The following is a 19,148-nucleotide window of genomic DNA, read 5'->3' on the forward strand; positions in this document are numbered from 1 at the left end:
GCGTGAAGCGGGAGACAAAGGTGACAGCAGGGAACCTGGGCCGGTACATGCTGGCGTTTTGCAAATGGGTGCTGGCGGCGGTGGCCCTGGGCGCGGTGTGCGGCGGGGTTGGGGCGGTTTTCCACAATGCCATTGACGCTGTTACAGAGCTGCGCATGGAGCAGGGGTGGATACTCTGGCTGCTGCCCGGGGCAGGGGCGCTGACATGGCTGCTCTATAAGCTGTGCCGGGTGGGCTTTTCGGTGGGCACCAACGAGATTTTCAAGGCCGCGGGGGGAGAGGGCCATGTGCCCTTCCTCCTGGCGCCCCTCATCTTTATGGGCACCCTGCTTTCCCACCTGTGCGGCGCGTCTGTAGGGCGGGAGGGGGCGGCCCTGCAGCTTGGAGGCAGCATGGGGTGCAATTTCGGCAAAGCCCTCCGCTTTGACCGGGAAGATGTGCAGGTGCTGACCATGTGCGGCATGTCCGCCTGCTTTTCCGCCCTTTTCGGCACCCCCCTTACGGCGGCGGTGTTTGTGTTGGAGGTGCTGCGGGTTGGCTCCATGCGGTATAACGCCTTGCTGCCCTGCGTGCTCTCCTCTTATACTGCCGCCTTTCTGGCAAAGTTTATGGGGACAAAGCCTATGGCCTTCACAATAGGGGCGGCGCCGGCCTTCAGCCCTGTGACGGCCCTCCAGGCGGCAGGGCTTGCCGCCCTGTGCGGGGGGCTGGGCATCCTGTTCTGCACCTGCGTGCATATGGCCGGGCATCTGCTGGAAAAGTGGATGCCTAACCCCCTGGTGCGCGTCACCGCCGCCGGGGCTGTAATGGCGGCGGCAGTGACCCTTTTCGGCCTCTACGATTACGCCGGGGCAGGGGGGCACATGATAAACGCCGCCATGGAAGGGAGCGTTCCGGGCTTTGCCTTCCTTTTAAAGCTTTTGCTGACAGCCCTGTGCGTGGGGGCTGGCTTTAAGGGCGGGGAAATTGTGCCCACCATGTTCATCGGCGCTACCTTTGGCTGTGTCGCAGGGCCGTTTTTGGGCCTGGATCCAGGTTTTTCCGCCGCTCTTGGGCTGACGGCCCTGTTCTGCTCTGTGGTGAACTGCCCTCTGGCCTCGGTTTTCCTGGCTGTAGAGCTTTTCTCCCCAGGGAACATTGCCCCCTTTGCTGTGGCTGTGGCTGTGGCCTACGTGCTTTCCGGCTATTTCGGGCTTTACGGCAGCCAGATAATCCTTTTCTCCAAGGTGCGGCAGGAGGATATTGAAATGCACGCCCGATGAAGAGGGGGCCAATCTGGCATAGTACAGAGTTTTTGATTGTGTTTTTTGTTTTGCGCCGCAAATTTTGACGGCATCTTTAAAAGCCAGCCGCCAGATTTTTAATGTAATCTGGCGGCTGGCTTTTTTCTTTCGCTTGTTATGCTTTTGATGCAAAATATCATTACAGTGGGAAGGAGCGGATTGGTTTTGAAAACATATGGCTACGCGCGGGTTTCCAACACAGAACAGAACGAGGAAAGGCAGGGTGCGGCGCTGAACACCGAAACCTATGCCCGCCCAGATTTTACTGGAGCCAAACCTCCAGTTCCGATAGAAAAAACCGCTGCGGCAAAGGCAGCGGTTTAAAAGCTATTTTACCGTTTTTATAGTCCGTATTCCCCGCTTTACAAGCTGGAAAAGCAGCCCCAGGCCTATGCCCGCCAGGATGAAGCGCAGGCTCATGAGGGAGGCGTTATAGCGCCCGAAAACATATGTCATGGAATAGATGAAGACGTTTGCGAAGTAAGTTCCGGCAAGCAGCCACGCCTGCTTCCTGTTTTGCTTCAGCACATGGGCCGCTATAAAGGCCAGAACGCACAGGCACAGATCGATCCACTGCGCCAGGCGGATCCACTCCAGCTTTACGTCAAAAACCGTTTCCCAATAGAACACATCCGCTATCAGCCGCCAGGGCTTTAAAACCAGGTAGGAATACAGCATGCTTTGGGGATTTTCCTGCCGCCATACCTGCTGCCGGTATTTTGCCTTGACGGCATCCCGCTGCAGATTTACATACCGCTGAAAGGCCGGCTGGGGCGTGCCGTCCTCCTGGAGATACCGGGCATACTTTTCCCGCACCACCTGGTTCACGTTGGTTTCATAGTCCAATTCTTCATCCAGGGGATATCCCGTTCCCTGATAGGTGCCTAAAAGGGAGGGGTTGCCGGCCCCATAAGTCAGGGGGATAAAATCGTGGAAATGGACATAGTTGCGTATCGTCCAGGGTACAAGGAAGCACAGCACCGCGCCGGCCAGGACGCCGCACTGGCGCAGCAGAAGCTTCCTGTCATATTTCATAAGGAGCAGGTAAAGCAGGGCCAGAAGGGGATATGGGGCGATGTTGGCCTTACATTGCAGAGACAGCATATAGGCTATGAGGCAGCACCAGAAGCTGCGCCAATCCGGCTTCTTCGCCATACGCATGGTGTAGTAAACCATGGCAGTGAGGGCCAGCATAAAGGGCGTCTCTGTTAAAATCAGGTTATCCATCCACACGATATCGGCCCGGAAAAAAGGCAGCATGGCCGCCACTCCACACCAGGCCGGGGCGAAAAGCCTCACGCTGCGGTATACAAACCAGGCGGTGAGGGTGCCCATGGCAACCCAGAAAAGCTTCAGCGCCGCCCATAGGAGCCTGCCCTCCCCAAAAACCAGGGAGAACAGGCCGATGAGCACAGGCATACCGGGCATAATCTGGGCGCTGGGATGCTGGCCGTCGTGCATGGTTACCATGCCTGTGCTGGCAAAGGTGATGCCGCTGTTTACATAGGAGAGGTCGTCGCTTTGCAGGGAGTAGGTTACTCCCAGGGTATAGATGCCCAGCAGGCGTTCTAAAAGCAGCAGGGCCAGGACAAGCAGGGCAGTCCTGTGCTCCAGCGCAAAGGCCCGCAGCCTTGCTTTCACAGGGCATACCCCCTCTCTCCTTTTTCCTTCCGGACCGCCGCGCCCTTAAAGGCCAGCCCCAGCAGCCAGGCGGCAAGGATTGCCAAAAGGGGGAGGTATTGCAGGGCGTAGCGGCCTGTGGGCACAAAGAGGAAGGAACTGGCAAGGTATACCCAGAACACCAGGGAGGGGCCCCAGCCCTTTTTGGAGAAGAGGGCGCGGACGCCGCCGCAAAGGCCCAGGTATACGGTGATGTCCCGGACGAAGAGGGTGAGGATGCGGCAGACCGCCTTGGGGATGTCGGACATGAAGATGATTTCAAACTTCCCAAAGGTGAGCCAGTATACGGTGCCGAAAAAGTCGTCCCGCAGAAGGCCCAAAAGCAGCTTTACGTTCCCTAAAAGGGAGCCGGGATCCTCTAAGCCTAAGGCCTTTACGTCCCGGGCAAGGCCCGCGTATATGGGGTTTGTCTGGGTGGAAAGGAGGATGATCTGGTGGAAGGAGACGAAGTTGCGGATCCACCAGGGCAGGCAGATGAGCACAAAGCCCCCGGCGAAAAACAGGAGGGGCTTAAAAAGGCGCTTCCAGTCCTTCCAGCAGGAGACGGCCCAGGGGATATAGAGGAAGGGGGCGATGATGATGATTAAGGGCCGCACCAGCACAGCCGCCCCAAAGCACAGGCCTGCAAGGCCGTGAAGCCGCAGGCTGCCCTTTTCCATGGCGCGGGCAAAAAGCAGGAAAAACAGCATCATTAAAAAGCAGTAGAGGGTTTCGGTCAAAAGCCGGAACACGTACAGGTAAGGCAGGCCGTTCAAAGCAAAAAGCAGGCTTGCCAGAAGCCCCGCCCCCCGCTTCCCTGTGAGCCGCACAGCCAGCAGGTAGGTGAAGAGCACGGTGGCGGCAAGGAGCAGGCACTGCACCAGCTGGATGCAGTTGATCCCCTGCGGGCCGGAGCCGAAGGCTGCCATAAGGCACACCAGGAAAATGGGCAGGCCCGGGGACACCACGGCATCGGGGCCGCAGCCCCAGTATCCGTAATATTCCCCATTGAGCACCCGCCGGGCCATTTTGATATAGTGCTCCTCGTCAGGGGTGTATTCGGTGTTGTATTTCCCCATAGCCTCCACGTGGTACAGGGCAAAAAGGAAGGAGCCCAGGCAGATAAGGGCCAGGGCTGTAAGCTGGATAAGACGTACCTTATCCTTAAGAAGCCACTCCTCACATTTTTTCATCCTTGCTGTCATGTTCCTCTTTCTCCCTTTCCGCTAAGAATTTTTCAATGGAGACGATTTGGGTCAGGCGGGTGATGCGGTCCGCCTGGCGGGATATCACCAGGGTTTGGTAGAAGGTGATGAGCAGCAGGGCGAAGATGCCCAAAAGGTAGATGAGGTTTACGGGGGTTTCAATGCTCATGATGCTGCACAGCCAGATGACAATCCCTGGGAAAAAGGCCACTGCCAGCAGGGACAGGGCTATGAGCAGCCAGACGAAGGAATATTGGATGCGGAGGCGCTTGCGGTTTACATTGTGTATGATGATGAACACCACCAGCACCGCCATGACGATCATCTCAATCCGCAGCAGCAGCCCCATGGCTTTTCCCTCCCTTCCGCATAGCGGCGCACAGCACGGCTATGGTTACTTTTATCATGTAATAGGCGGATTTCAGGCTGTGGATGGAGGACTGGCCGCCCTCCCGCTGGAACATGTTCACAGGAATCTCCCGAACCCGGAAGCCCTGCTTGTGCAGCATCACCAGGGATTCCGGTTCCGGGTAGTCCACCGGATAGTCCTGCGCCAGATATTCCAAAGCCTTCCGGCCCGCGGCCCGGTATCCGGAGGTGACGTCTGCCACCTGCTCCCCGGTTAAAAGCCGGATGATGAAGGAGAGGTAGCTTATCCCCAGCCGGCGCATAAAGGTGGACTGAAAGCCGCTGGCTCCCTTTTCCACAAAGCGGGAACCAACGGTAAAGTCCGCTTCGCCCCGGGCGATGGGAGCCAGCAGGGCAGGCAGGCTGCGGATATCGTGCTGGCCGTCGCCGTCAAACTGCACCGCCGCGTCGAAGCCCATAAGGCTGGCGTACAGGTATCCGGACTGCACTGCGCCGCCGATACCCAGGTTCTGCACTAAAGAAATGCAGGGGATGTTGTTTTCCTGGCACAGGGCTTCCGTGCGATCAAAGGAGCCGTCGTTAACCACCACATAGTCCACCTCCAGCCCGGTTGGGAACTCCTGATCCCGTATCTGCTTTACCGTGCGGACAATGGTTTCCTCCTCGTTGTAGGCCGGGAGGACTAACAAAACCTTCATTCCTCTTTTTCCCCTTCCTTTTTCTTGCCGAACACCAAAAATTTGCTAAAAAAATAATTGAGCAGCACTGCCAGGAAGGACAGCACAATCTTTGAGAGCATAGTGCCGTCTAACCCCCACAGGGAGAACCTGTCCAGCCTTAAAACATAGGCGGCAACATACAGGCCCGCTTCCTCTATGCCAAAAGAAAAGAGCCTGCCGCTTAAAAAGGCCAGCGCCTCCCGCAGGACGAACCCCGGATGCCAGGCAGGGCTGTGGAACACAAACACTTTATTCGTGACATAGGCAAAGGCCGTGGCAATCAGGAAGGTGAGCAGGTTTGCGAACAGAACATGCCGCCCCTGCCACGCTTGCTGGAACAGCCAGAACACGGCGTAGTTCACCACGGTGGTCAGCACGCCGAAAAACAGATACGCAAGCTGCTCCTTATATTGAAGCAGCAGGGCTTTCCCTTTCTTAATGGATCCTCACTTCTTTGCTGGTTATTTTTTATAGGGACGCTTAGGGCTTGTTGATAGCTGCGGGCACAGGATTTTTTGCCTTTTTTCAGGGGAATTCCCCCGCTGGCAAAAAAGTATACCATTTTGCCAGCGGGCAGGATAAACAGATTTATCCAAAACACAGGGTAAAAGCCTTGCTTTTTGGGGGAAATAGTGGTAAAATTATACAAACAAAAAGTTTTCAGATTGGATTGCTAAAAAGTATACATTTCAAAATGTTTTCACATGGTTTTATATTATCATAGCTGTTGAATCCGCTGCTTTTTCAGAGTGGGGAATCGCGGAATACAAGCTGCGTGGGCCGCTTTTCCAAGCGCTCCCGCCAGACTTTTACGATATTCCCATCCGCCGCGGGTTTACTGCAACGGGGGCAGACGCCTGCCGCCGCACGCCCGCCCAAAAGAAAAAGTTGACAAGCCCCAACAAGATGTGGTATACTGGGAGCACCTCGAAAAGAGGCTTTATTTATGTTGCCTGGAAATGCAGGCGGCTGGCCCTTTTTGGAGGGAGGCTGGGGGAGACCCCAAATTTATTTCCGTAAAACGGGAGGTGCCGACAAATGCGCGTGAAGATCACACTGGCCTGCACAGAGTGCAAGCAGAGGAACTATCTCACCAAGAAGAACAAGAAGAATGACCCCGACAGACTGGAAATGAATAAATATTGCAGGTTCTGCCGGAAACACACCCTGCACAGGGAAACAAGATAAGGGGTGTCAGCATGGCGGATAACGCAAAAAAGACCGAAAAGAAGCCCGAGAAAAAAGAAAACCCCTTTGTGCGCTTTTTCAAGCGCATCGCAAAGTTCTTTAAGGACTGCAAAGGCGAAATGAAGAAGATTGTGTGGCCCACCCCCAAAGCTGTTTTCAAGAACACAGGCGTGGTGCTGGTCACCATCCTGGTGCTGGGGCTGTTTGTATTCGCCCTGGACACTGTGTTTATGAACCTTCTGAGCCTTGTCATGGACGTGGCGAAGGGCTGAGATGACTGCATCGGAGGTAACACATGGCAGAGGAAGCAAAATGGTATGTGGTACACACCTACTCCGGCTATGAGAACAAGGTGGCCTCGAACCTGGAAAAAACGGTGGAGAACCGCCAACTGCAGGAGTTGATTCAAGAGATCCGTGTGCCCACCGAAAAGGTCACTGAAATCACGGACGCCGGCAAGCGCAAGGAAGTGGAGCGCAAGATTTTCCCCGGCTATGTGATTGTGAAAATGGTTATGACAGACGAATCCTGGTACGCCGTGCGCAACATCCGCGGCTGCACAGGCTTTGTCGGCCCCTCCTCCAAGCCCATCCCCCTGACAGAGGACGAAGTCGCCCGGCTGGGGATAGAGAACCGGGAGTTTGAAATCAGCTACCAGGTGGGGGATTCGGTAAACATCGTAGACGGCCCCCTGGAGGGCTTCATCGGCACAGTGGAGGAATTGGACGTGGAGAAGAACCGCGTCCGGGTGACGGTTTCCATGTTCGGCAGGGACACCCCTGTGGAGCTGGAGCTGGATCAGGCGGAGCCTGTGGGCTAAGCGCCGGAAGTCACCGGAAAGAAAGGTTTTTGTTTGATTTGCTCTGTATTGGGCAGGAAGCTGCCCAGTGGGAGATACAGGCGGATTTTTAAGCGGAATACCGCAGCCGCCTGGGTCGTCCGAACCACAACGGAAAGGAAGAGATCAGAAAATGGCACAGAAAGTTACGGGCTTTATAAAGCTCCAGATCCCCGCCGGCAAAGCAACCCCGGCCCCCCCTGTCGGCCCTGCCCTTGGCCAGCACGGCGTGAACATCATGGCGTTTACAAAGGAATTCAACGAGCGCACCAAGAACGACGTGGGCCTGATTATCCCTGTGGTAATCACCGTATACGCCGACCGCTCCTTCACCTTCATCACCAAGACCCCTCCCGCCGCTGTCCTTATCAAAAAGGCCTGCGGCATTGAGTCCGCCTCCGGCGAGCCTAACAAGAAGAAGGTTGCCAAAATCACCCGCGAGCAGGTGCAGAAGATTGCCGAGCAGAAGATGCCCGACCTGAACGCCGGCTCTGTCGAGGCCGCTATGAGCATGATCGCAGGCACTGCCCGCAGCATGGGCATCGAAGTTGTAGACTAAGGGGCAGGGGGTATAGACGAATGAAACACGGTAAGAAATATAGAGAGGGCGCAAAGCTCATCGACCGCCAGAAGCTGTATGAGGTAAACGAAGCCCTTGATTTGGCTGTAAAGACCGGCACCGCCAAGTTTGACGAGACGGTAGAGCTGCATGTGAAGCTGGGCGTTGACGGCCGCCATGCAGACCAGCAGGTGCGCGGCGCCATCGTGCTGCCCAATGGCACCGGCAAAAACGTGCGGGTGCTGGTTATCTGCAAGCCTGAGAAGATTGAGGACGCTCAGAACGCTGGCGCGGACTTTGTAGGCTCTGAGGAAATGGTGCAGAAGATCCAGGGCGAAGGCTGGATGGATTTTGACGTGCTGATTACCACCCCGGACATGATGGGCATGGTAGGCCGTCTGGGCAAGCTCTTAGGCCCCCGGGGCCTGATGCCCAACCCCAAGGCCGGCACAGTGACCCCCGACGTGGCACGTGCTGTCCAGGAAGCCAAGGCTGGTAAAATCGAGTACCGCCTGGACAAGACCAACATCATCCACTGCCCCATCGGCAAGGTTTCCTTTGGCGTGGAGAAGCTTTCTGAAAACTTCAACACTCTGATGGACGCCATTGTGAAGGCAAAGCCCTCCGCCGCTAAAGGCCAGTATGTGCGCTCCTGCGTGGTAAGCGCCACCATGGGCCCTGGCGTGAAGATTAGCCCTGCCAAGTTTATCTAAAAAGAATATTGCAAAGTGAAAGGGGATCCTGCGGGATTCCCTTTTTTGTTGTCTACCGAAAACCACTGGCAAGGCGAGTGGTTCAAAAGAAGGCTTCTGGCGATGATGTAGAAAGAAAAAACACCAAAACGGTGCCTGCCCGTCATGGTGATAACCGTGAAACTGTTGAATATATGGGAGAATCCAGCGGCTGCGTTTTGCGCGGTGAAGCCAGGCCGCTTTAATTGTTGGGGATACCGTGTATTACAGCGGTGTGGGGAAGACCATTGACAAGCCCCCCAGATGTGATCGTTCTGAATTGCTGCGCGGCAACTATGCCCGCTGACTGGTTATCCACCAATCAAGCTCATTCAGTACAATGTTTGATGGCAGGGGGAGAAAGGATTCTTTTCTGGAAAATCAAGCCCAGCTGCCACGCTTTCAGCATAGCAGAATTAATCGATAAGAATTATTTATTCTCATTGCACACCGCTCGTGATGAGCTGCCGGGAAGGAAAGCCTGCGGTTAAGAAAACTTGATGGTTTAACGATAACCCTCATAAAAAGCGATACCCAGTAAGCCCACGATAGTTTCCTTTATAAAGCACAAAAAACGAGAAAAGGCCACTGCTGGTCTGGAAATTTATCCAGCCAGCGGTGGGCCTTTTCTTGAAAGGATTAGGAAAACGGCCATTTTCGGCGGTCTTGGGCGAAAATAAGGACGGTTATTCCAATACCCATTGTATCAAAATAACCGTCCTTAGATGGTGGGGATAACTGGACTCGAACCAGTGACCTCCTACGTGTGAAGCAGGCGCTCTAACCAGCTGAGCTATACCCCCGACTGCAAAAATTATTATACCAGACTTTTCCCGTGCCGTCAAGCCCTTAAAGAATTTTTTCTGCTTTTTTTCTCCCGGGCTTGTGCGGAAAACGGAAAAAGGGACGGCGGCAGGCACAAAAGGCGGCTTTCCACAGCTTTTATGGGAAGGCTGTGTTCCATATCTGGGGGTGCTGTCAGGAGCGGCCTGCCTAGCCAATAGGCGCGGGGGCTGCTTGGCGCAGAAAAAAGCGGAAGCTGTCTTTTTTTATTTCTTCCCGCTTTCTTCTATATGGCACCTGTTTAAGGCAAATTCAATGAAAATGCCGATCAATTCATTGCGGCTGTGACCGGACTGGGCTGAAATGGTGTCCAGCCGGCTTACCAGCTCTTCCCTGATACGGATGGAAAAAACTTTGTAACCATCCTCGCCTTTCGCCTTTTTTGGCTTGATAATCAAGTCGCGGTTTCCCATGGGAAATCACCTCCTTGTAAACATATTTTATGGTTGCAAGAAGGTGATTGATATATTATAATTTATGTTAAAAACATGTGATATTGTTAAAGCTTCCTGCCGCGGTATTTTATGGGAATTGGCGTGTTACTATTGACGGGAAACAAAAGGGCATTTTATAATATTATTCAGGGGTTTCAGGGTTTTTTATCTGGCTTTTCCTGCTATATAGCCACAAAAAAGCACCTGCATCCTGTTTGTTCTGCGGGAAATCTTGCCACATCGGCTTGCAGCGCATACCAGCCCGGGTCTTGCCCAAGACCCGGTGTCTTTTCTCTTTATAGATGGTATAAACAGGGTTTTAAAACAGATAGAAACGCTGCTGACATATGCACGAAAGAAAGGGATGAGGAAATGGGAAACTTTCGGGAAGACTTTTCAAGGATGCTCAGAAGCGCGCGTGCGGCGCAGAAACTGACCCAGAGCCAGGTGGCGGAGGTGCTGCACATAAACCGTTCCACTTACACCTATTATGAGACGGGGAAAACCATGCCGGGCCTGAAGGAAATCCGGGTGCTGGTGTCGCTGTACCATATTCCGGCGGAGGCATTCATTTTTCCGGAGCGGTATCTCAATGAAGCTGTCCAGGTAAAGCCCAGGCGCAGGCGGAAAGGCTAGGGCTTTCAAAACGCAGTTGCCATCCCTGCTTAGGGCTTCTTTGAAAACAGAGGAAAAGGCAGCGTTCTCGTTTTTCAAACAAACCCTGGTGGGAGCAGGAAATTCACTGCCGCGTACACGATATGGCACACCGTGAAAAGGGCAGCGGGCAGGGCGGCGGGCCAATTTTTCCGGTGCAGGATATAGGACAGCAGGGCAAGGCAGGGGGGCAGGGTTAGAAGGAGGATAACCCAAAAGGCAGCAAGGCCCCTGTAATAGAAAGCCCAGCCCAGATAATACAGGCACAGGCAGCCCAGGGCAGCTTTGGCCCAGGGGCCAAAAGCCCTCTTTTCCCGCTGCCCTTTATAAAGGGGCAGGCACATAAGCCCTACCGATAAAACCTGGCATAGGGAAGCGAAAGAGTCCAGGGCCTGGGTGGCGGACTCTCCGCGCAGAACGTCACAGGGGGCGGGGACAGCGGACCAGAAAAAGTTTGGGGCCATCAAGGCCAGGAACAGGCACAAGGCCCAGGGGTCGAAACCCAGCCGATACCCTCTCATCCTTCCCCCAGGATCTCCTTCTGCTTTTTCTTTGACAGGCCATGAAGCACCAGCCGATAGGATTTCTCCGCCAGCTCCCGTATAAGCTCCGCCGGCACAGACCCTTCCAGCCTGATGGAGTTCCAGTGCTCCTTGTTCATGTAGTAGCCAGGGATAATGTCCTCATACTGCTCCCGGAAAAAGCGTCCCTCCTGAGGCTCCAGCTTCAGGGTGAGCAGGGCGTCCTGCCCGGTTTCGTCCTTGCAGATGGCGGCGAAAAGCTTGCCTCCCACCTGGAAGCGGGTCCACTGCCATTCCTCCTTGAAATCCTGCACTGCGCCGGGTTTTTGGATAAGCTCGTCATAAAGCCAGGGATACTGCAAAATGTTTCCTCCTTGCCTTTGTGTTTTCCATACAAGGGCTTGTTTGGGGCAAAAAGACGGGTTTGCGATTTTTCAAACAGGCCCTATACATACAGTATAACATAAAAGCCACGGGAGGTACAAGGACTATACAAAATCCCGCTTGCTTTTTTCAGCAGAATACGATACAATTTTATCCGTAAGCACGAGAGCCGCTCGGCATCCTCCCGCGCCTGTTTTGACGGCGCGTTTCCGCCCTGCCCGTACACGCTCTGATACTGAGCAGGCTCTTTCATTCCCAATTTATGATATGTTCAAACACAGCGAAAGGACGGTTTTGCAAATCATGGATGTCCAAAAACGCAAGGAGCTTCAGATTACCGCGGAAAAGGTGCGCCGGTGCATTTTAGAAGGCGTTTTCCATGCGAAATCAGGCCATCCGGGGGGCTCCCTTTCCTCGGCTGAAATCTTCACCTACCTGTATTTCCAGGAAATGCGCATCGACCCCCAGAACCCCCGGTCCCCCGATAGGGATCGCTTCGTGCTCTCCAAGGGGCACTGCGCCCCCGGGTGGTACGGCGCCCTTGCCCAGCGGGGGTATTTTGACGTAAGCGAGCTGCAGAAGCTGCGCCACATTGGCGCCATGCTCCAGGGCCACCCGGACATGAAGGGCACCCCCGGCGTGGATATGAGTACCGGCTCCCTGGGCCAGGGGATTTCCGCTGCTGTGGGCATGGCTATGGCAGGCAAAATGGACAAGGCTTCCTACCGGGTGTACACCCTTTTAGGGGACGGGGAGATTGAAGAAGGCCAGGTGTGGGAGGCTGCCATGTTCGCCGGGCACCACGCCTTGGACAACCTCTGCGTGCTGGTAGACTTTAACGGCCTGCAGATAGACGGGCCTGTGGCCGAGGTGGCGGGGCCGGAGCCTATAGACAAGAAGTTCGAGGCCTTTGGCTTTGAAACCATAACCATCGACGGCAACGATTTCGACGAAATCGAAAAGGCCATGGAGGCCGCCAAAGCCTGTAAGGGCAAGCCTTTTGCCATCATCGCCAAAACCATAAAGGGGAAAGGCGTTTCTTTTATGGAAAACCAGGCGGGCTGGCACGGCAAGGCCCCCAACAGGGAGGAGTATGAGGCCGCTGTGAAGGAAGTGGAAAGCCGGCTGGAAGCCTTTGGGGCGCTTTAACTGGGATTTTTACTAGAAAGGATGGCTGTGTAAATGGCTGAAAAGGTTAAAAAAGCGACCAGGGAAAGCTTCGGGGAAACCCTGGTGGAGCTGGGGAAGGATAACCCGGATATTATCGTGCTGGACGCGGATCTGGCAGAGGCCACCAAAACCAATATTTTCAAGAAGGAGTTTCCAGAGCGGTTTATTGACTGCGGCATAGCGGAGTCTAACATGATAGGGATTGCCGCGGGCCTTGCTGCCTGCGGGAAAATCCCCTTTGCGGCTTCCTTTGCCATGTTCGCGGCGGGCAGGGCTTTCGAGCAGGTGCGCAACTCTGTGGGGTATCCCCACCTGAACGTGAAGGTTGCCGGATCCCACGCGGGCATTTCTGTGGGAGAGGACGGGGCCACCCACCAGTGCTGCGAGGACATTGCCCTGATGCGCGCCATCCCCGGCATGGTGGTGCTCAACCCTGCCGACCATTATGAGATGGTGGACGCGGTGAAGGCGGCTGCGGCCTATAAAGGCCCGGTTTACCTGCGCCTGGGCAGGCTTGCGGTGGAAAGCTGCACAGAAGATGTTGCCGAGCCTTTTGAGCTGGGCAAAGGGCGCACCCTGCGGGAAGGGGACGATATTGCAATTGTGGCCACCGGCCTGATGGTGGGGGAGGCCCTAAAAGCCCATGAGGCCCTGAAGGCGTCCGGCATCCATGCCAGGGTCATCGACATCCACACCATCAAGCCCATTGACAGGGAGCTGCTTATCAAAGCGGCCAAGGAGACAGGGCGCGTTGTCACCGTGGAGGAGCACAGCGTTATCGGCGGCTTGGGGGAGGCGGTCTGCGCCTGCCTGTGCGAGGAGTGCCCTGTGCCTGTCACCAGAATCGGCGTAAACGACGTGTTCGGACACTCCGGCCCGGCTGTGGATTTGCTCAAGGAGTTCGGCCTCAGTGCGGAAAACATTGAAGCCACTGTGAAGAAAGTGCTGGGGAAATAAAGGCTGCCGAAGCCGGCCTCCCGCCCCACGGGCAAGGCCCGGGGGCCTTGCCGCCCGCGAAGCGCGCCGCCAGGCGGAGCCTGGCGCGTGGGGCGGGGGCTGGAGCAGCAGGGCCTTTATGGGGGAATCCCTACAGGAAGGAGCGGGTTTATGGCAGATATCACCATCCGGGAGGCGCGGGCAGAGGACGCCCAGGCCCTGGCCCGGCTGAACCGGGAAGAAATGGGCTATGGCTACCCTGTGGACAAGACAAAAGAGAAGCTTGCCATGCTGCTGGAAAGCGGGAAGGACAAAATCCTTGTGGCGGAGCTGGACGGCACTGTTGCCGGGTATGTCCACCTGAACGACTATGACGTGCTGTATGCGGATCACATGAAAAATATCATGGGCATTGCCGTTTCCTCCTCCTGCCGCCGCATGGGAATCGGCAGGAAGCTGCTGGCTGCGGCGGAGGACTGGGCCAGGGAAACAGGCGCGGAGGCAGTGCGGCTGGTATCCGGAGAGGGCCGCACAGGGGCGCATGCCTTTTACCGCTCTTTGGGATACAGCGGCAATAAAAAGCAGTTGAACCTGAAAAAGCGAGTATCATTATAAAAAGAGGAGGCCTGCGGCGCGCAGGCTTCCTCTTTTGTATAGGATGGAATGGAAGTTGTTTTTCAAGAAGGGGTGCGGAGAAAATGGGCAACAAAAGCAATGCCAAAGCCCAAAGCCGCGCCGCAGATAACCTCCCGCACCCGGTGCCCCAAGGATTCGTTGAGCCGGGGGATAAGGTCGTGGAGGGCCTTTCTGCTGGCCTCGTCATCGCTTGCCTCCAGGTATTCCACAATATGGTTGATGGCCCGGGCGTGCAGGCCCGCCGCCCAGCGGACGCCTGTTGCGTCATACATGACGATAAGGGCCAGCACAAAGGCCAGGGCGAACACAGGGTGGTTGAAGCCGTACAGATAATAGGAGGTAAGCAGCACCGAGCAGGTCACCGCCGAATGGGAGCTGGGCATCCCGCCGGCCCCGGCCAGGCGGTGGCGGTCGAAAGACTTGTGCTTGATGGTGTCCAGCAGGGTTTTCAAAAGCTGGGCTGCCAGCCAGGAAATAACGCTTACGTTAATAAGGGGGTTGGATAAGAAAAAGGAGAGGTTCATGGTTTTACCGCCTGTCCGCAGGCTCTTACGGAAATAAGACAGCCGCAGGATATAATTTATGAAACGCAGGGATTTTTTTATTGCTCATAGAGTATCATATATTTTTTTGCCTGCCCTGTCAATATGGAAATCGCGGCGGGAGGAGAGATTCCCGCAAAAAGGCTTTAAGCCTTTGCCGGAAGGGGAATTTTACGTATTTTTCCCAGCGGGGCAGGAGTGTCTTGCAATCCCGGGGCGCATGTGATAAAATTTCTACTTGAAATCTTTTGTTGTCCTGTAAGAACCTGTATTCACAACCTGTAACCACCGTCTAAGCGGCCTTTTTGGAGCCACTCTATGTTAAATTTTCTTGCCATGCGCCAGCATGTCTGCGGAAATTTGCCTTGATTGGCCCCAAAAATCCTCGCTCATCCGGCAATTTCGATTATGAATACAGGTTCTAAAACGGAAAGGCGGTATTATGATGGCGCAGCCAGTGAGAAATTATGCCAGGGAAATGGAAAAGCTGGTGGAAAAGCATGTCCGAAGGGGAGAGCGGCCCAGGCTGCTGCTGCACGTCTGCTGCGCCCCCTGCTTAAGCGGCGTGCTGGAATATGCCGCCAGGTTTTTCGACACCTCCCTGGTGTATTACAACCCCAATATCGCGCCAAGGGAAGAATATGAAAAGCGGCTGGAGGAAGTGAAGCGGCTGATATCGGAAATGCCCCTGGAAAACCCGGTGAAGCTGCTGCCCTGCGCCTATGACAACGAAGCCTTTGAGGTTGCCGCCCAGGGCCTGCGGGAGGCCCCTGAGGGCGGCGCCCGGTGCATGGCCTGTTTCCGGCTGCGGCTTTCCTACACGGCAAAGCTGGCAAAGGAGCAGGGCTTTGACTATTTCACCACCACCCTTTCCATCAGCCCCCTGAAAAACGCTCAGGCCCTGGGCGCCATCGGGGAGGAGCTGGGGGAAGAATACGGGGTGGCCCACCTGCCCAGCGACTTCAAGAAAAAAGACGGGTACAAGCGCTCTATAGAGCGCTCCAAGGAATACGGCCTGTACAGGCAGAACTACTGCGGGTGCGTCTACAGCAGGATGTGCGCCGGCCGGCCCGCGGAAAAGGAAGGGGAGAGGCAGAATGGTTGAGCATAACGGGATACAGTACAGGGCGGCGGACGCCCATGCCCACATATACCCGGGGAAGATAGCGGAAAAGGCAACGGCTTCAGTGGGGGATTTTTACCACATCCCCATGCAGAACGTGGGCCTGCCCCATGTGCTCGCAGAGCGGGGCGGGGAAGCAGGGATAGACCGCTTCCTGGTGTGCTCTGTGGCCACCAAAGTGGAGCAGGTGCGTTCCATCAACCAGTTCATCGCGGAGAAGTGTGAAAAATATCCCCAGTTTGTGGGCCTGGGGGCCTGGCACCAGGATGTGGCGGATATCCAGGGGGAAATGGAGGAAATCCAGCGGCTGGGTCTTCGGGGCATTAAGCTGCACCCGGACTTCCAGCGGTTCCAGATAGACGATCCCCGGATGCTTCCCGTATATGAGGAGGCAGCCCGCCGGGGCCTGCCTGTGCTGTTCCACACAGGGGACAGCCGGATGGACTTTTCCTCCCCCAGGCGGCTGATGAAGGTGCTGGAAAAAATTCCGGACTTCACCTGCATCGCCGCCCACCTGGGGGGATACACCGAGTGGGACACAGCCCGGCGGGAGCTGCAGGGCGCCAACGTGTATATTGACACTTCCAGCTCCCTCTTCCTGGTGGAGCCGGAAAAGGCCCTGGAGAGCATCCGGCATTTCGGGGCGGATCACACCATGTTTGGCACAGACTTCCCCATGTGGAATCCCAAGGAGGAGCTGGAGCGGTTTTTCCGACTGGGGCTTTCTGAGGAAGAAAACCGGGCCATCCTCTATGGCAATTTCGCCAGGCTTTTCGGGCTTGCATGATGGAGCTGAGCCAGTCTGCCTTCCTCCAGGCCTGCCGGGAGGAAATGGGGGAAGAACGGCTGCGGGCAGGCATTGGCACCCTGGGGGAAAAGACCCAGCACGCGGTGCTCAAGCGCTTTTTCGGGCCGGAACCAGAGAGCCGGGAGGTGCGGGTGGGACCGTATGTGGCAGACGTTTTTGGGCCGGAGGGCATTGTGGAAATCCAGACCCGGGGCTTTGACCGCCTGCGGGACAAGCTGGACTATTTCCTCCAAGCCGCCCCGGTGACGGTGGTATACCCGGTTCCGGCGGTGAAATGGCTTGTCAGGGTGCAGGAGGACGGCACAGCCGGGACACGCCGGAAAAGCCCCAAGCGCCCTGGGTTTTGCGAAATCCTGCCGGAGCTGTACCGCATAAAGCCGCTTCTGGGCCGGGAGGGGCTGCGGTTCTGCGTGCTGCTTTTAGAAACAGAGGAGTTCCGGCTGGAGCGCCCGGAAATCAAGGTGGGCCGTAAGCGCACAGTGTGCTTTGAGCGTATGCCCATCCGGCTGCTGGACGCTTTATGGCTGGAGCGCCCGGCGGATTACAGCGGGCTTTTGCCCCCAGGGCTTCCCGGAGAGTTTACCGTGCAGGATTTCACCCGCCCTGCAAAGCTTTCCCGGCAGAAGGCCCAGGCCGCCTTAAATGTGCTGCGCACAGTGGGGGCTGTGGAGCTGGCGGGGAAAAAGGGCCGGGCTTACCTCTATAAGGCTGGCGGGGTGTCCTAAAACTCCGGCATAGGCCCTGCTCTGTATAGTGTGTCAATTGACGGGGCAGGACAAATATGGTACAATAGCCGCAGACAGGCCATGGAAACGAGAAAATGTGGGACTGGCAGGGAAACCTGAGGAAAAAGAAGGAGGCAGCGCTATGGAAAGCTACAGCGACAGCTACAAGGCCGCGGGCGTGGACGTGACCGCGGGGTATGAATCGGTGGAGTTGATGAAAAAGCATGTGGCCCGCACCATGATTCCCGGCGTGGTTTCAGGGATTGGCGGCTTTGGGGGGCTGTTTGCCCCGCCGGTGCAGGGCATGAAAGAGCCGGTGCTGGTGTCCGGCACAGACGGCGTGGGCACCAAGCTGAAAATCGCCATGCTTATGGACAAGCACGACACCATTGGCATCGACGCGGTGGCCATGTGCGTCAACGACGTGGTGTGCTGCGGCGCAAAGCCTTTGTTCTTCCTGGATTACATCGCCTGCGGCAGGAACTTCCCGGAGAAAATCGCCCGGATTGTGGCGGGGGTTGCGGAAGGCTGCGTGCAGGCTGGCTGCGCCCTTATCGGCGGGGAAACTGCCGAGCACCCCGGCATGATGGCGGAGGACGATTATGATCTGGCGGGCTTCACCGTAGGCCTGGTGGATAAAGAAAAGGTCATAGACGGCAGCAGGCTCCAGGCCGGGGACGCGCTTATCGGGGTGCGCTCCTCCGGCGTGCATTCCAACGGCTTTTCCCTGGTGCGCCGGGTGTTCGGTATAGGGGACGAAGGGGCGGTTGTGGAAAAACACATGGACGAGCTGGGCAGCACCCTGGGAGAGGCGCTGCTGACCCCCACCCGCATCTATGTAAAGCCCCTGCTGGCGGCGATAGAGGCGGCGGACGTGAAGGCTGTGTCCCACATTACCGGCGGCGGCTTCTATGAAAACATCCCCCGCATGATGAAGGAGGGGCTTACCGCCAGGGTGGAAAAGGCGGCCCTGCCCTCTCTGCCCATTTTCGATTTAATCGCCAAAACAGGCGGCATCCCGGAGCGGGACATGTATAACACCTTTAACATGGGCATTGGCCTGTGCCTGGCTGTATCCAAAGACACGGCCCAAAAGGCCCTGGAGGCTTTGCGGGGCGCCGGGGAGCAGGCGGAGATTATCGGCCAGGTGGTATCTGGGGAAAAGGGGGTTGTGCTGTGCTGAACATAGGCGTGCTGGTGTCCGGCGGCGGCACCAACCTGCAAAAGCTGATTGACGCGCAGCAGGCCGGGAAGATTGAAAACGGCGCTATCCGGGTGGTGGTTGCCAGCCGGGCAGACGCCTTTGCCCTGGAGCGGGCCAAAAGGGCGGGCATAGAGGCCATTGTCCTGTGCCGCAGGGACTATCCCGACGTGGAAAGCTACAGCGAAGCCCTTATCCATGCCTTGCAGGCCCGGGATGTGGATCTGGTGGTGCTGGCAGGGTTTTTAACCATTACAGGGGATAATTTCATAAAGGCATATGAAAACCGCATTATGAACGTGCATCCCGCCCTGCTTCCCGCCTTTGGGGGGAAAGGGTTTTATGGCCTGCATGTCCACGAGGCTGTGCTGGCCCGGGGCTGCAAGCTTACAGGGGCCACAGTCCACTTTGCCAACGAGGTGTGCGACGGCGGGCCTATCATCCTGCAAAAGGCGGTGGAGGTAAAAGACGGGGACACCCCGGAAACCCTCCAGCGCCGGGTGATGGAGGAGGCGGAATGGGTGCTTCTGCCCCAGGCCGTCAGCCTGTTCTGCGAGGGCAGGTTACAGGTCAAAGACGGGAAAGTGAACATCTTAGCGGAACAGAAGAAAGGGGAATGA

Annotated in this window: 25 protein-coding genes and 1 tRNA gene; 16 read left to right on the forward strand and 10 right to left on the reverse strand. The window is 56.3% G+C overall.

Annotated elements, in window-relative coordinates; all coding sequences use genetic code 11:
- Positions 1–2: 2 nt before the first annotated feature.
- On the forward strand, positions 3–1,262 hold the full coding sequence (locus tag VSQ30_RS04630) for a chloride channel protein (protein ID WP_334462360.1): 1,260 nt from the start codon (positions 3–5) through the stop codon (positions 1,260–1,262).
- A 348-nt stretch (positions 1,263–1,610) separates the two neighbouring features.
- On the opposite strand, the gene VSQ30_RS04635 is transcribed toward VSQ30_RS04630, so the two are convergent.
- From VSQ30_RS04635 to VSQ30_RS04655, 5 genes are read right to left on the reverse strand one after another with little or no spacing between them, the layout of a single operon-like run.
- Positions 1,611–2,924, reverse strand: coding sequence for a glycosyltransferase family 39 protein (locus VSQ30_RS04635; RefSeq protein ID WP_334462362.1), 1,314 nt, complete (start codon positions 2,922–2,924; stop codon positions 1,611–1,613).
- Positions 2,921–4,147, reverse strand: coding sequence for an ArnT family glycosyltransferase (locus tag VSQ30_RS04640; protein WP_334462364.1), 1,227 nt, complete (start codon positions 4,145–4,147; stop codon positions 2,921–2,923). Before VSQ30_RS04640 ends, VSQ30_RS04635 begins: the two co-directional genes overlap by 4 nt.
- Entirely contained in the window at positions 4,122–4,496 is a 375-nt protein-coding gene (locus VSQ30_RS04645) for a DUF2304 domain-containing protein (RefSeq protein WP_334462366.1), read from the reverse strand. The genes VSQ30_RS04640 and VSQ30_RS04645 overlap by 26 nt, the downstream gene beginning before the upstream one ends.
- Entirely contained in the window at positions 4,474–5,214 is a 741-nt protein-coding gene (locus tag VSQ30_RS04650) for a glycosyltransferase family 2 protein (RefSeq protein WP_334462368.1), read from the reverse strand. The genes VSQ30_RS04645 and VSQ30_RS04650 overlap by 23 nt, the downstream gene beginning before the upstream one ends.
- Positions 5,211–5,675, reverse strand: a complete 465-nt coding sequence (locus tag VSQ30_RS04655) for a GtrA family protein (RefSeq protein ID WP_334464791.1) — start codon at positions 5,673–5,675, stop codon at positions 5,211–5,213. Before VSQ30_RS04655 ends, VSQ30_RS04650 begins: the two co-directional genes overlap by 4 nt.
- Positions 5,676–5,722: 47 nt before the next feature.
- Between VSQ30_RS04655 and VSQ30_RS04660 the strand changes: the two genes are divergently transcribed.
- From VSQ30_RS04660 to rplA, 6 genes are all read left to right on the forward strand, one after another.
- On the forward strand, positions 5,723–5,959 hold the full coding sequence (locus VSQ30_RS04660; protein WP_334462371.1) for a hypothetical protein: 237 nt from the start codon (positions 5,723–5,725) through the stop codon (positions 5,957–5,959).
- Positions 5,960–6,273: 314 nt separating this feature from the next.
- Positions 6,274–6,423, forward strand: a complete 150-nt coding sequence (gene rpmG / locus VSQ30_RS04665; RefSeq protein WP_160578773.1) for a 50S ribosomal protein L33 — start codon at positions 6,274–6,276, stop codon at positions 6,421–6,423.
- 11 nt (positions 6,424–6,434) lie between these two features.
- Positions 6,435–6,695 carry a preprotein translocase subunit SecE gene (gene secE / locus VSQ30_RS04670; protein WP_334462374.1) on the forward strand — a complete coding sequence of 87 codons (261 nt, stop codon included), beginning with the start codon at positions 6,435–6,437 and terminating at the stop codon, positions 6,693–6,695.
- A 23-nt stretch (positions 6,696–6,718) separates the two neighbouring features.
- On the forward strand, positions 6,719–7,243 hold the full coding sequence (gene nusG / locus VSQ30_RS04675) for a transcription termination/antitermination protein NusG (protein WP_160642676.1): 525 nt from the start codon (positions 6,719–6,721) through the stop codon (positions 7,241–7,243).
- Between the two features lie 151 nt (positions 7,244–7,394).
- The gene (gene rplK, locus VSQ30_RS04680) at positions 7,395–7,820 is read left to right on the forward strand and encodes a 50S ribosomal protein L11 (protein ID WP_160578776.1); all 426 of its coding nucleotides are present in this window, start codon (positions 7,395–7,397) and stop codon (positions 7,818–7,820) included.
- Positions 7,821–7,840: 20 nt separating this feature from the next.
- On the forward strand, positions 7,841–8,533 hold the full coding sequence (rplA, locus tag VSQ30_RS04685) for a 50S ribosomal protein L1 (protein WP_160642677.1): 693 nt from the start codon (positions 7,841–7,843) through the stop codon (positions 8,531–8,533).
- A 744-nt stretch (positions 8,534–9,277) separates the two neighbouring features.
- On the opposite strand, the gene VSQ30_RS04690 is transcribed toward rplA, so the two are convergent.
- A tRNA-Val gene (locus tag VSQ30_RS04690) sits at positions 9,278–9,354 on the reverse strand.
- Positions 9,355–9,600: 246 nt separating this feature from the next.
- Positions 9,601–9,807, reverse strand: coding sequence for a ribbon-helix-helix domain-containing protein (locus VSQ30_RS04695; protein ID WP_160643092.1), 207 nt, complete (start codon positions 9,805–9,807; stop codon positions 9,601–9,603).
- 423 nt (positions 9,808–10,230) lie between these two features.
- Here VSQ30_RS04695 and VSQ30_RS04700 point away from each other — a divergent pair, with 423 nt between their 5' ends.
- On the forward strand, positions 10,231–10,464 hold the full coding sequence (locus tag VSQ30_RS04700; RefSeq protein WP_334462383.1) for a helix-turn-helix transcriptional regulator: 234 nt from the start codon (positions 10,231–10,233) through the stop codon (positions 10,462–10,464).
- A 74-nt stretch (positions 10,465–10,538) separates the two neighbouring features.
- Here the strand turns inward: VSQ30_RS04700 and VSQ30_RS04705 are convergent, their stop codons facing one another.
- Together VSQ30_RS04705 and VSQ30_RS04710 are read right to left on the reverse strand one after the other, a co-directional pair.
- Positions 10,539–11,003, reverse strand: a complete 465-nt coding sequence (locus VSQ30_RS04705; RefSeq protein WP_160643094.1) for a hypothetical protein — start codon at positions 11,001–11,003, stop codon at positions 10,539–10,541.
- Complete coding sequence (locus VSQ30_RS04710) at positions 11,000–11,365, reverse strand: MmcQ/YjbR family DNA-binding protein (RefSeq protein WP_160643095.1); 366 nt, start codon at positions 11,363–11,365, stop codon at positions 11,000–11,002. The genes VSQ30_RS04705 and VSQ30_RS04710 overlap by 4 nt, the downstream gene beginning before the upstream one ends.
- Positions 11,366–11,690: 325 nt before the next feature.
- Between VSQ30_RS04710 and VSQ30_RS04715 the strand changes: the two genes are divergently transcribed.
- The 3 genes from VSQ30_RS04715 (at position 11,691) to VSQ30_RS04725 (ending at position 14,108) form a co-directional block, all read left to right on the forward strand.
- On the forward strand, positions 11,691–12,536 hold the full coding sequence (locus tag VSQ30_RS04715) for a transketolase (protein ID WP_334462387.1): 846 nt from the start codon (positions 11,691–11,693) through the stop codon (positions 12,534–12,536).
- Positions 12,537–12,569: 33 nt separating this feature from the next.
- Positions 12,570–13,514 carry a transketolase family protein gene (locus VSQ30_RS04720; RefSeq protein ID WP_334462389.1) on the forward strand — a complete coding sequence of 315 codons (945 nt, stop codon included), beginning with the start codon at positions 12,570–12,572 and terminating at the stop codon, positions 13,512–13,514.
- A 150-nt stretch (positions 13,515–13,664) separates the two neighbouring features.
- Positions 13,665–14,108: a GNAT family N-acetyltransferase gene (locus VSQ30_RS04725; RefSeq protein ID WP_334462391.1), complete on the forward strand. Its 444-nt coding sequence runs from the start codon at positions 13,665–13,667 to the stop codon at positions 14,106–14,108.
- Between the two features lie 62 nt (positions 14,109–14,170).
- Here VSQ30_RS04725 and VSQ30_RS04730 read toward each other — a convergent pair whose 3' ends face one another.
- Complete coding sequence (locus VSQ30_RS04730) at positions 14,171–14,653, reverse strand: divergent PAP2 family protein (protein ID WP_160643099.1); 483 nt, start codon at positions 14,651–14,653, stop codon at positions 14,171–14,173.
- 460 nt (positions 14,654–15,113) lie between these two features.
- On the opposite strand from VSQ30_RS04730, the gene VSQ30_RS04735 reads away from it, so the two are divergent.
- The 5 genes from VSQ30_RS04735 to purN all read left to right on the forward strand — a co-directional run bounded on the left by VSQ30_RS04735 (position 15,114) and on the right by purN (position 19,148).
- Positions 15,114–15,776, forward strand: a complete 663-nt coding sequence (locus VSQ30_RS04735; RefSeq protein ID WP_334462394.1) for an epoxyqueuosine reductase QueH — start codon at positions 15,114–15,116, stop codon at positions 15,774–15,776.
- Positions 15,769–16,581, forward strand: coding sequence for an amidohydrolase family protein (locus VSQ30_RS04740; protein ID WP_334462396.1), 813 nt, complete (start codon positions 15,769–15,771; stop codon positions 16,579–16,581). Before VSQ30_RS04735 ends, VSQ30_RS04740 begins: the two co-directional genes overlap by 8 nt.
- Positions 16,578–17,327, forward strand: coding sequence for a DUF8091 domain-containing protein (locus VSQ30_RS04745; protein WP_334462398.1), 750 nt, complete (start codon positions 16,578–16,580; stop codon positions 17,325–17,327). Before VSQ30_RS04740 ends, VSQ30_RS04745 begins: the two co-directional genes overlap by 4 nt.
- A gap of 142 nt (positions 17,328–17,469) precedes the next feature.
- On the forward strand, positions 17,470–18,510 hold the full coding sequence (gene purM / locus VSQ30_RS04750) for a phosphoribosylformylglycinamidine cyclo-ligase (protein ID WP_160643102.1): 1,041 nt from the start codon (positions 17,470–17,472) through the stop codon (positions 18,508–18,510).
- On the forward strand, positions 18,504–19,148 hold the full coding sequence (purN, locus tag VSQ30_RS04755) for a phosphoribosylglycinamide formyltransferase (RefSeq protein WP_334462400.1): 645 nt from the start codon (positions 18,504–18,506) through the stop codon (positions 19,146–19,148). The genes purM and purN overlap by 7 nt, the downstream gene beginning before the upstream one ends.

It is taken from the genome of Acutalibacter sp. JLR.KK004 (assembly GCF_036941085.1).
In the GTDB taxonomy this organism is placed as follows: Bacteria; Bacillota; Clostridia; order Oscillospirales; family Acutalibacteraceae; genus Acutalibacter.

Bases quoted from the DNA above. Each gene is read 5' to 3' on its own strand.
- VSQ30_RS04640 (WP_334462364.1), bottom strand. From the start codon at position 4,147: ATGACAGCAAGGATGAAAAAATGTGAGGAGTGGCTTCTTAAGGATAAG.
- VSQ30_RS04645 (WP_334462366.1), bottom strand. From the start codon at position 4,496: ATGGGGCTGCTGCTGCGGATTGAGATGATCGTCATGGCGGTGCTGGTG.
- VSQ30_RS04650 (WP_334462368.1), bottom strand. From the start codon at position 5,214: ATGAAGGTTTTGTTAGTCCTCCCGGCCTACAACGAGGAGGAAACCATT.
- rpmG (WP_160578773.1), top strand. From the start codon at position 6,274: ATGCGCGTGAAGATCACACTGGCCTGCACAGAGTGCAAGCAGAGGAAC.
- secE (WP_334462374.1), top strand. From the start codon at position 6,435: ATGGCGGATAACGCAAAAAAGACCGAAAAGAAGCCCGAGAAAAAAGAA.
- nusG (WP_160642676.1), top strand. From the start codon at position 6,719: ATGGCAGAGGAAGCAAAATGGTATGTGGTACACACCTACTCCGGCTAT.
- rplK (WP_160578776.1), top strand. From the start codon at position 7,395: ATGGCACAGAAAGTTACGGGCTTTATAAAGCTCCAGATCCCCGCCGGC.
- rplA (WP_160642677.1), top strand. From the start codon at position 7,841: ATGAAACACGGTAAGAAATATAGAGAGGGCGCAAAGCTCATCGACCGC.
- VSQ30_RS04695 (WP_160643092.1), bottom strand. From the start codon at position 9,807: ATGGGAAACCGCGACTTGATTATCAAGCCAAAAAAGGCGAAAGGCGAG.
- VSQ30_RS04700 (WP_334462383.1), top strand. From the start codon at position 10,231: ATGCTCAGAAGCGCGCGTGCGGCGCAGAAACTGACCCAGAGCCAGGTG.
- VSQ30_RS04705 (WP_160643094.1), bottom strand. From the start codon at position 11,003: ATGAGAGGGTATCGGCTGGGTTTCGACCCCTGGGCCTTGTGCCTGTTC.
- VSQ30_RS04715 (WP_334462387.1), top strand. From the start codon at position 11,691: ATGGATGTCCAAAAACGCAAGGAGCTTCAGATTACCGCGGAAAAGGTG.
- VSQ30_RS04720 (WP_334462389.1), top strand. From the start codon at position 12,570: ATGGCTGAAAAGGTTAAAAAAGCGACCAGGGAAAGCTTCGGGGAAACC.
- VSQ30_RS04725 (WP_334462391.1), top strand. From the start codon at position 13,665: ATGGCAGATATCACCATCCGGGAGGCGCGGGCAGAGGACGCCCAGGCC.
- VSQ30_RS04730 (WP_160643099.1), bottom strand. From the start codon at position 14,653: ATGAACCTCTCCTTTTTCTTATCCAACCCCCTTATTAACGTAAGCGTT.
- VSQ30_RS04735 (WP_334462394.1), top strand. From the start codon at position 15,114: ATGATGGCGCAGCCAGTGAGAAATTATGCCAGGGAAATGGAAAAGCTG.
- VSQ30_RS04740 (WP_334462396.1), top strand. From the start codon at position 15,769: ATGGTTGAGCATAACGGGATACAGTACAGGGCGGCGGACGCCCATGCC.
- VSQ30_RS04745 (WP_334462398.1), top strand. From the start codon at position 16,578: ATGATGGAGCTGAGCCAGTCTGCCTTCCTCCAGGCCTGCCGGGAGGAA.
- purM (WP_160643102.1), top strand. From the start codon at position 17,470: ATGGAAAGCTACAGCGACAGCTACAAGGCCGCGGGCGTGGACGTGACC.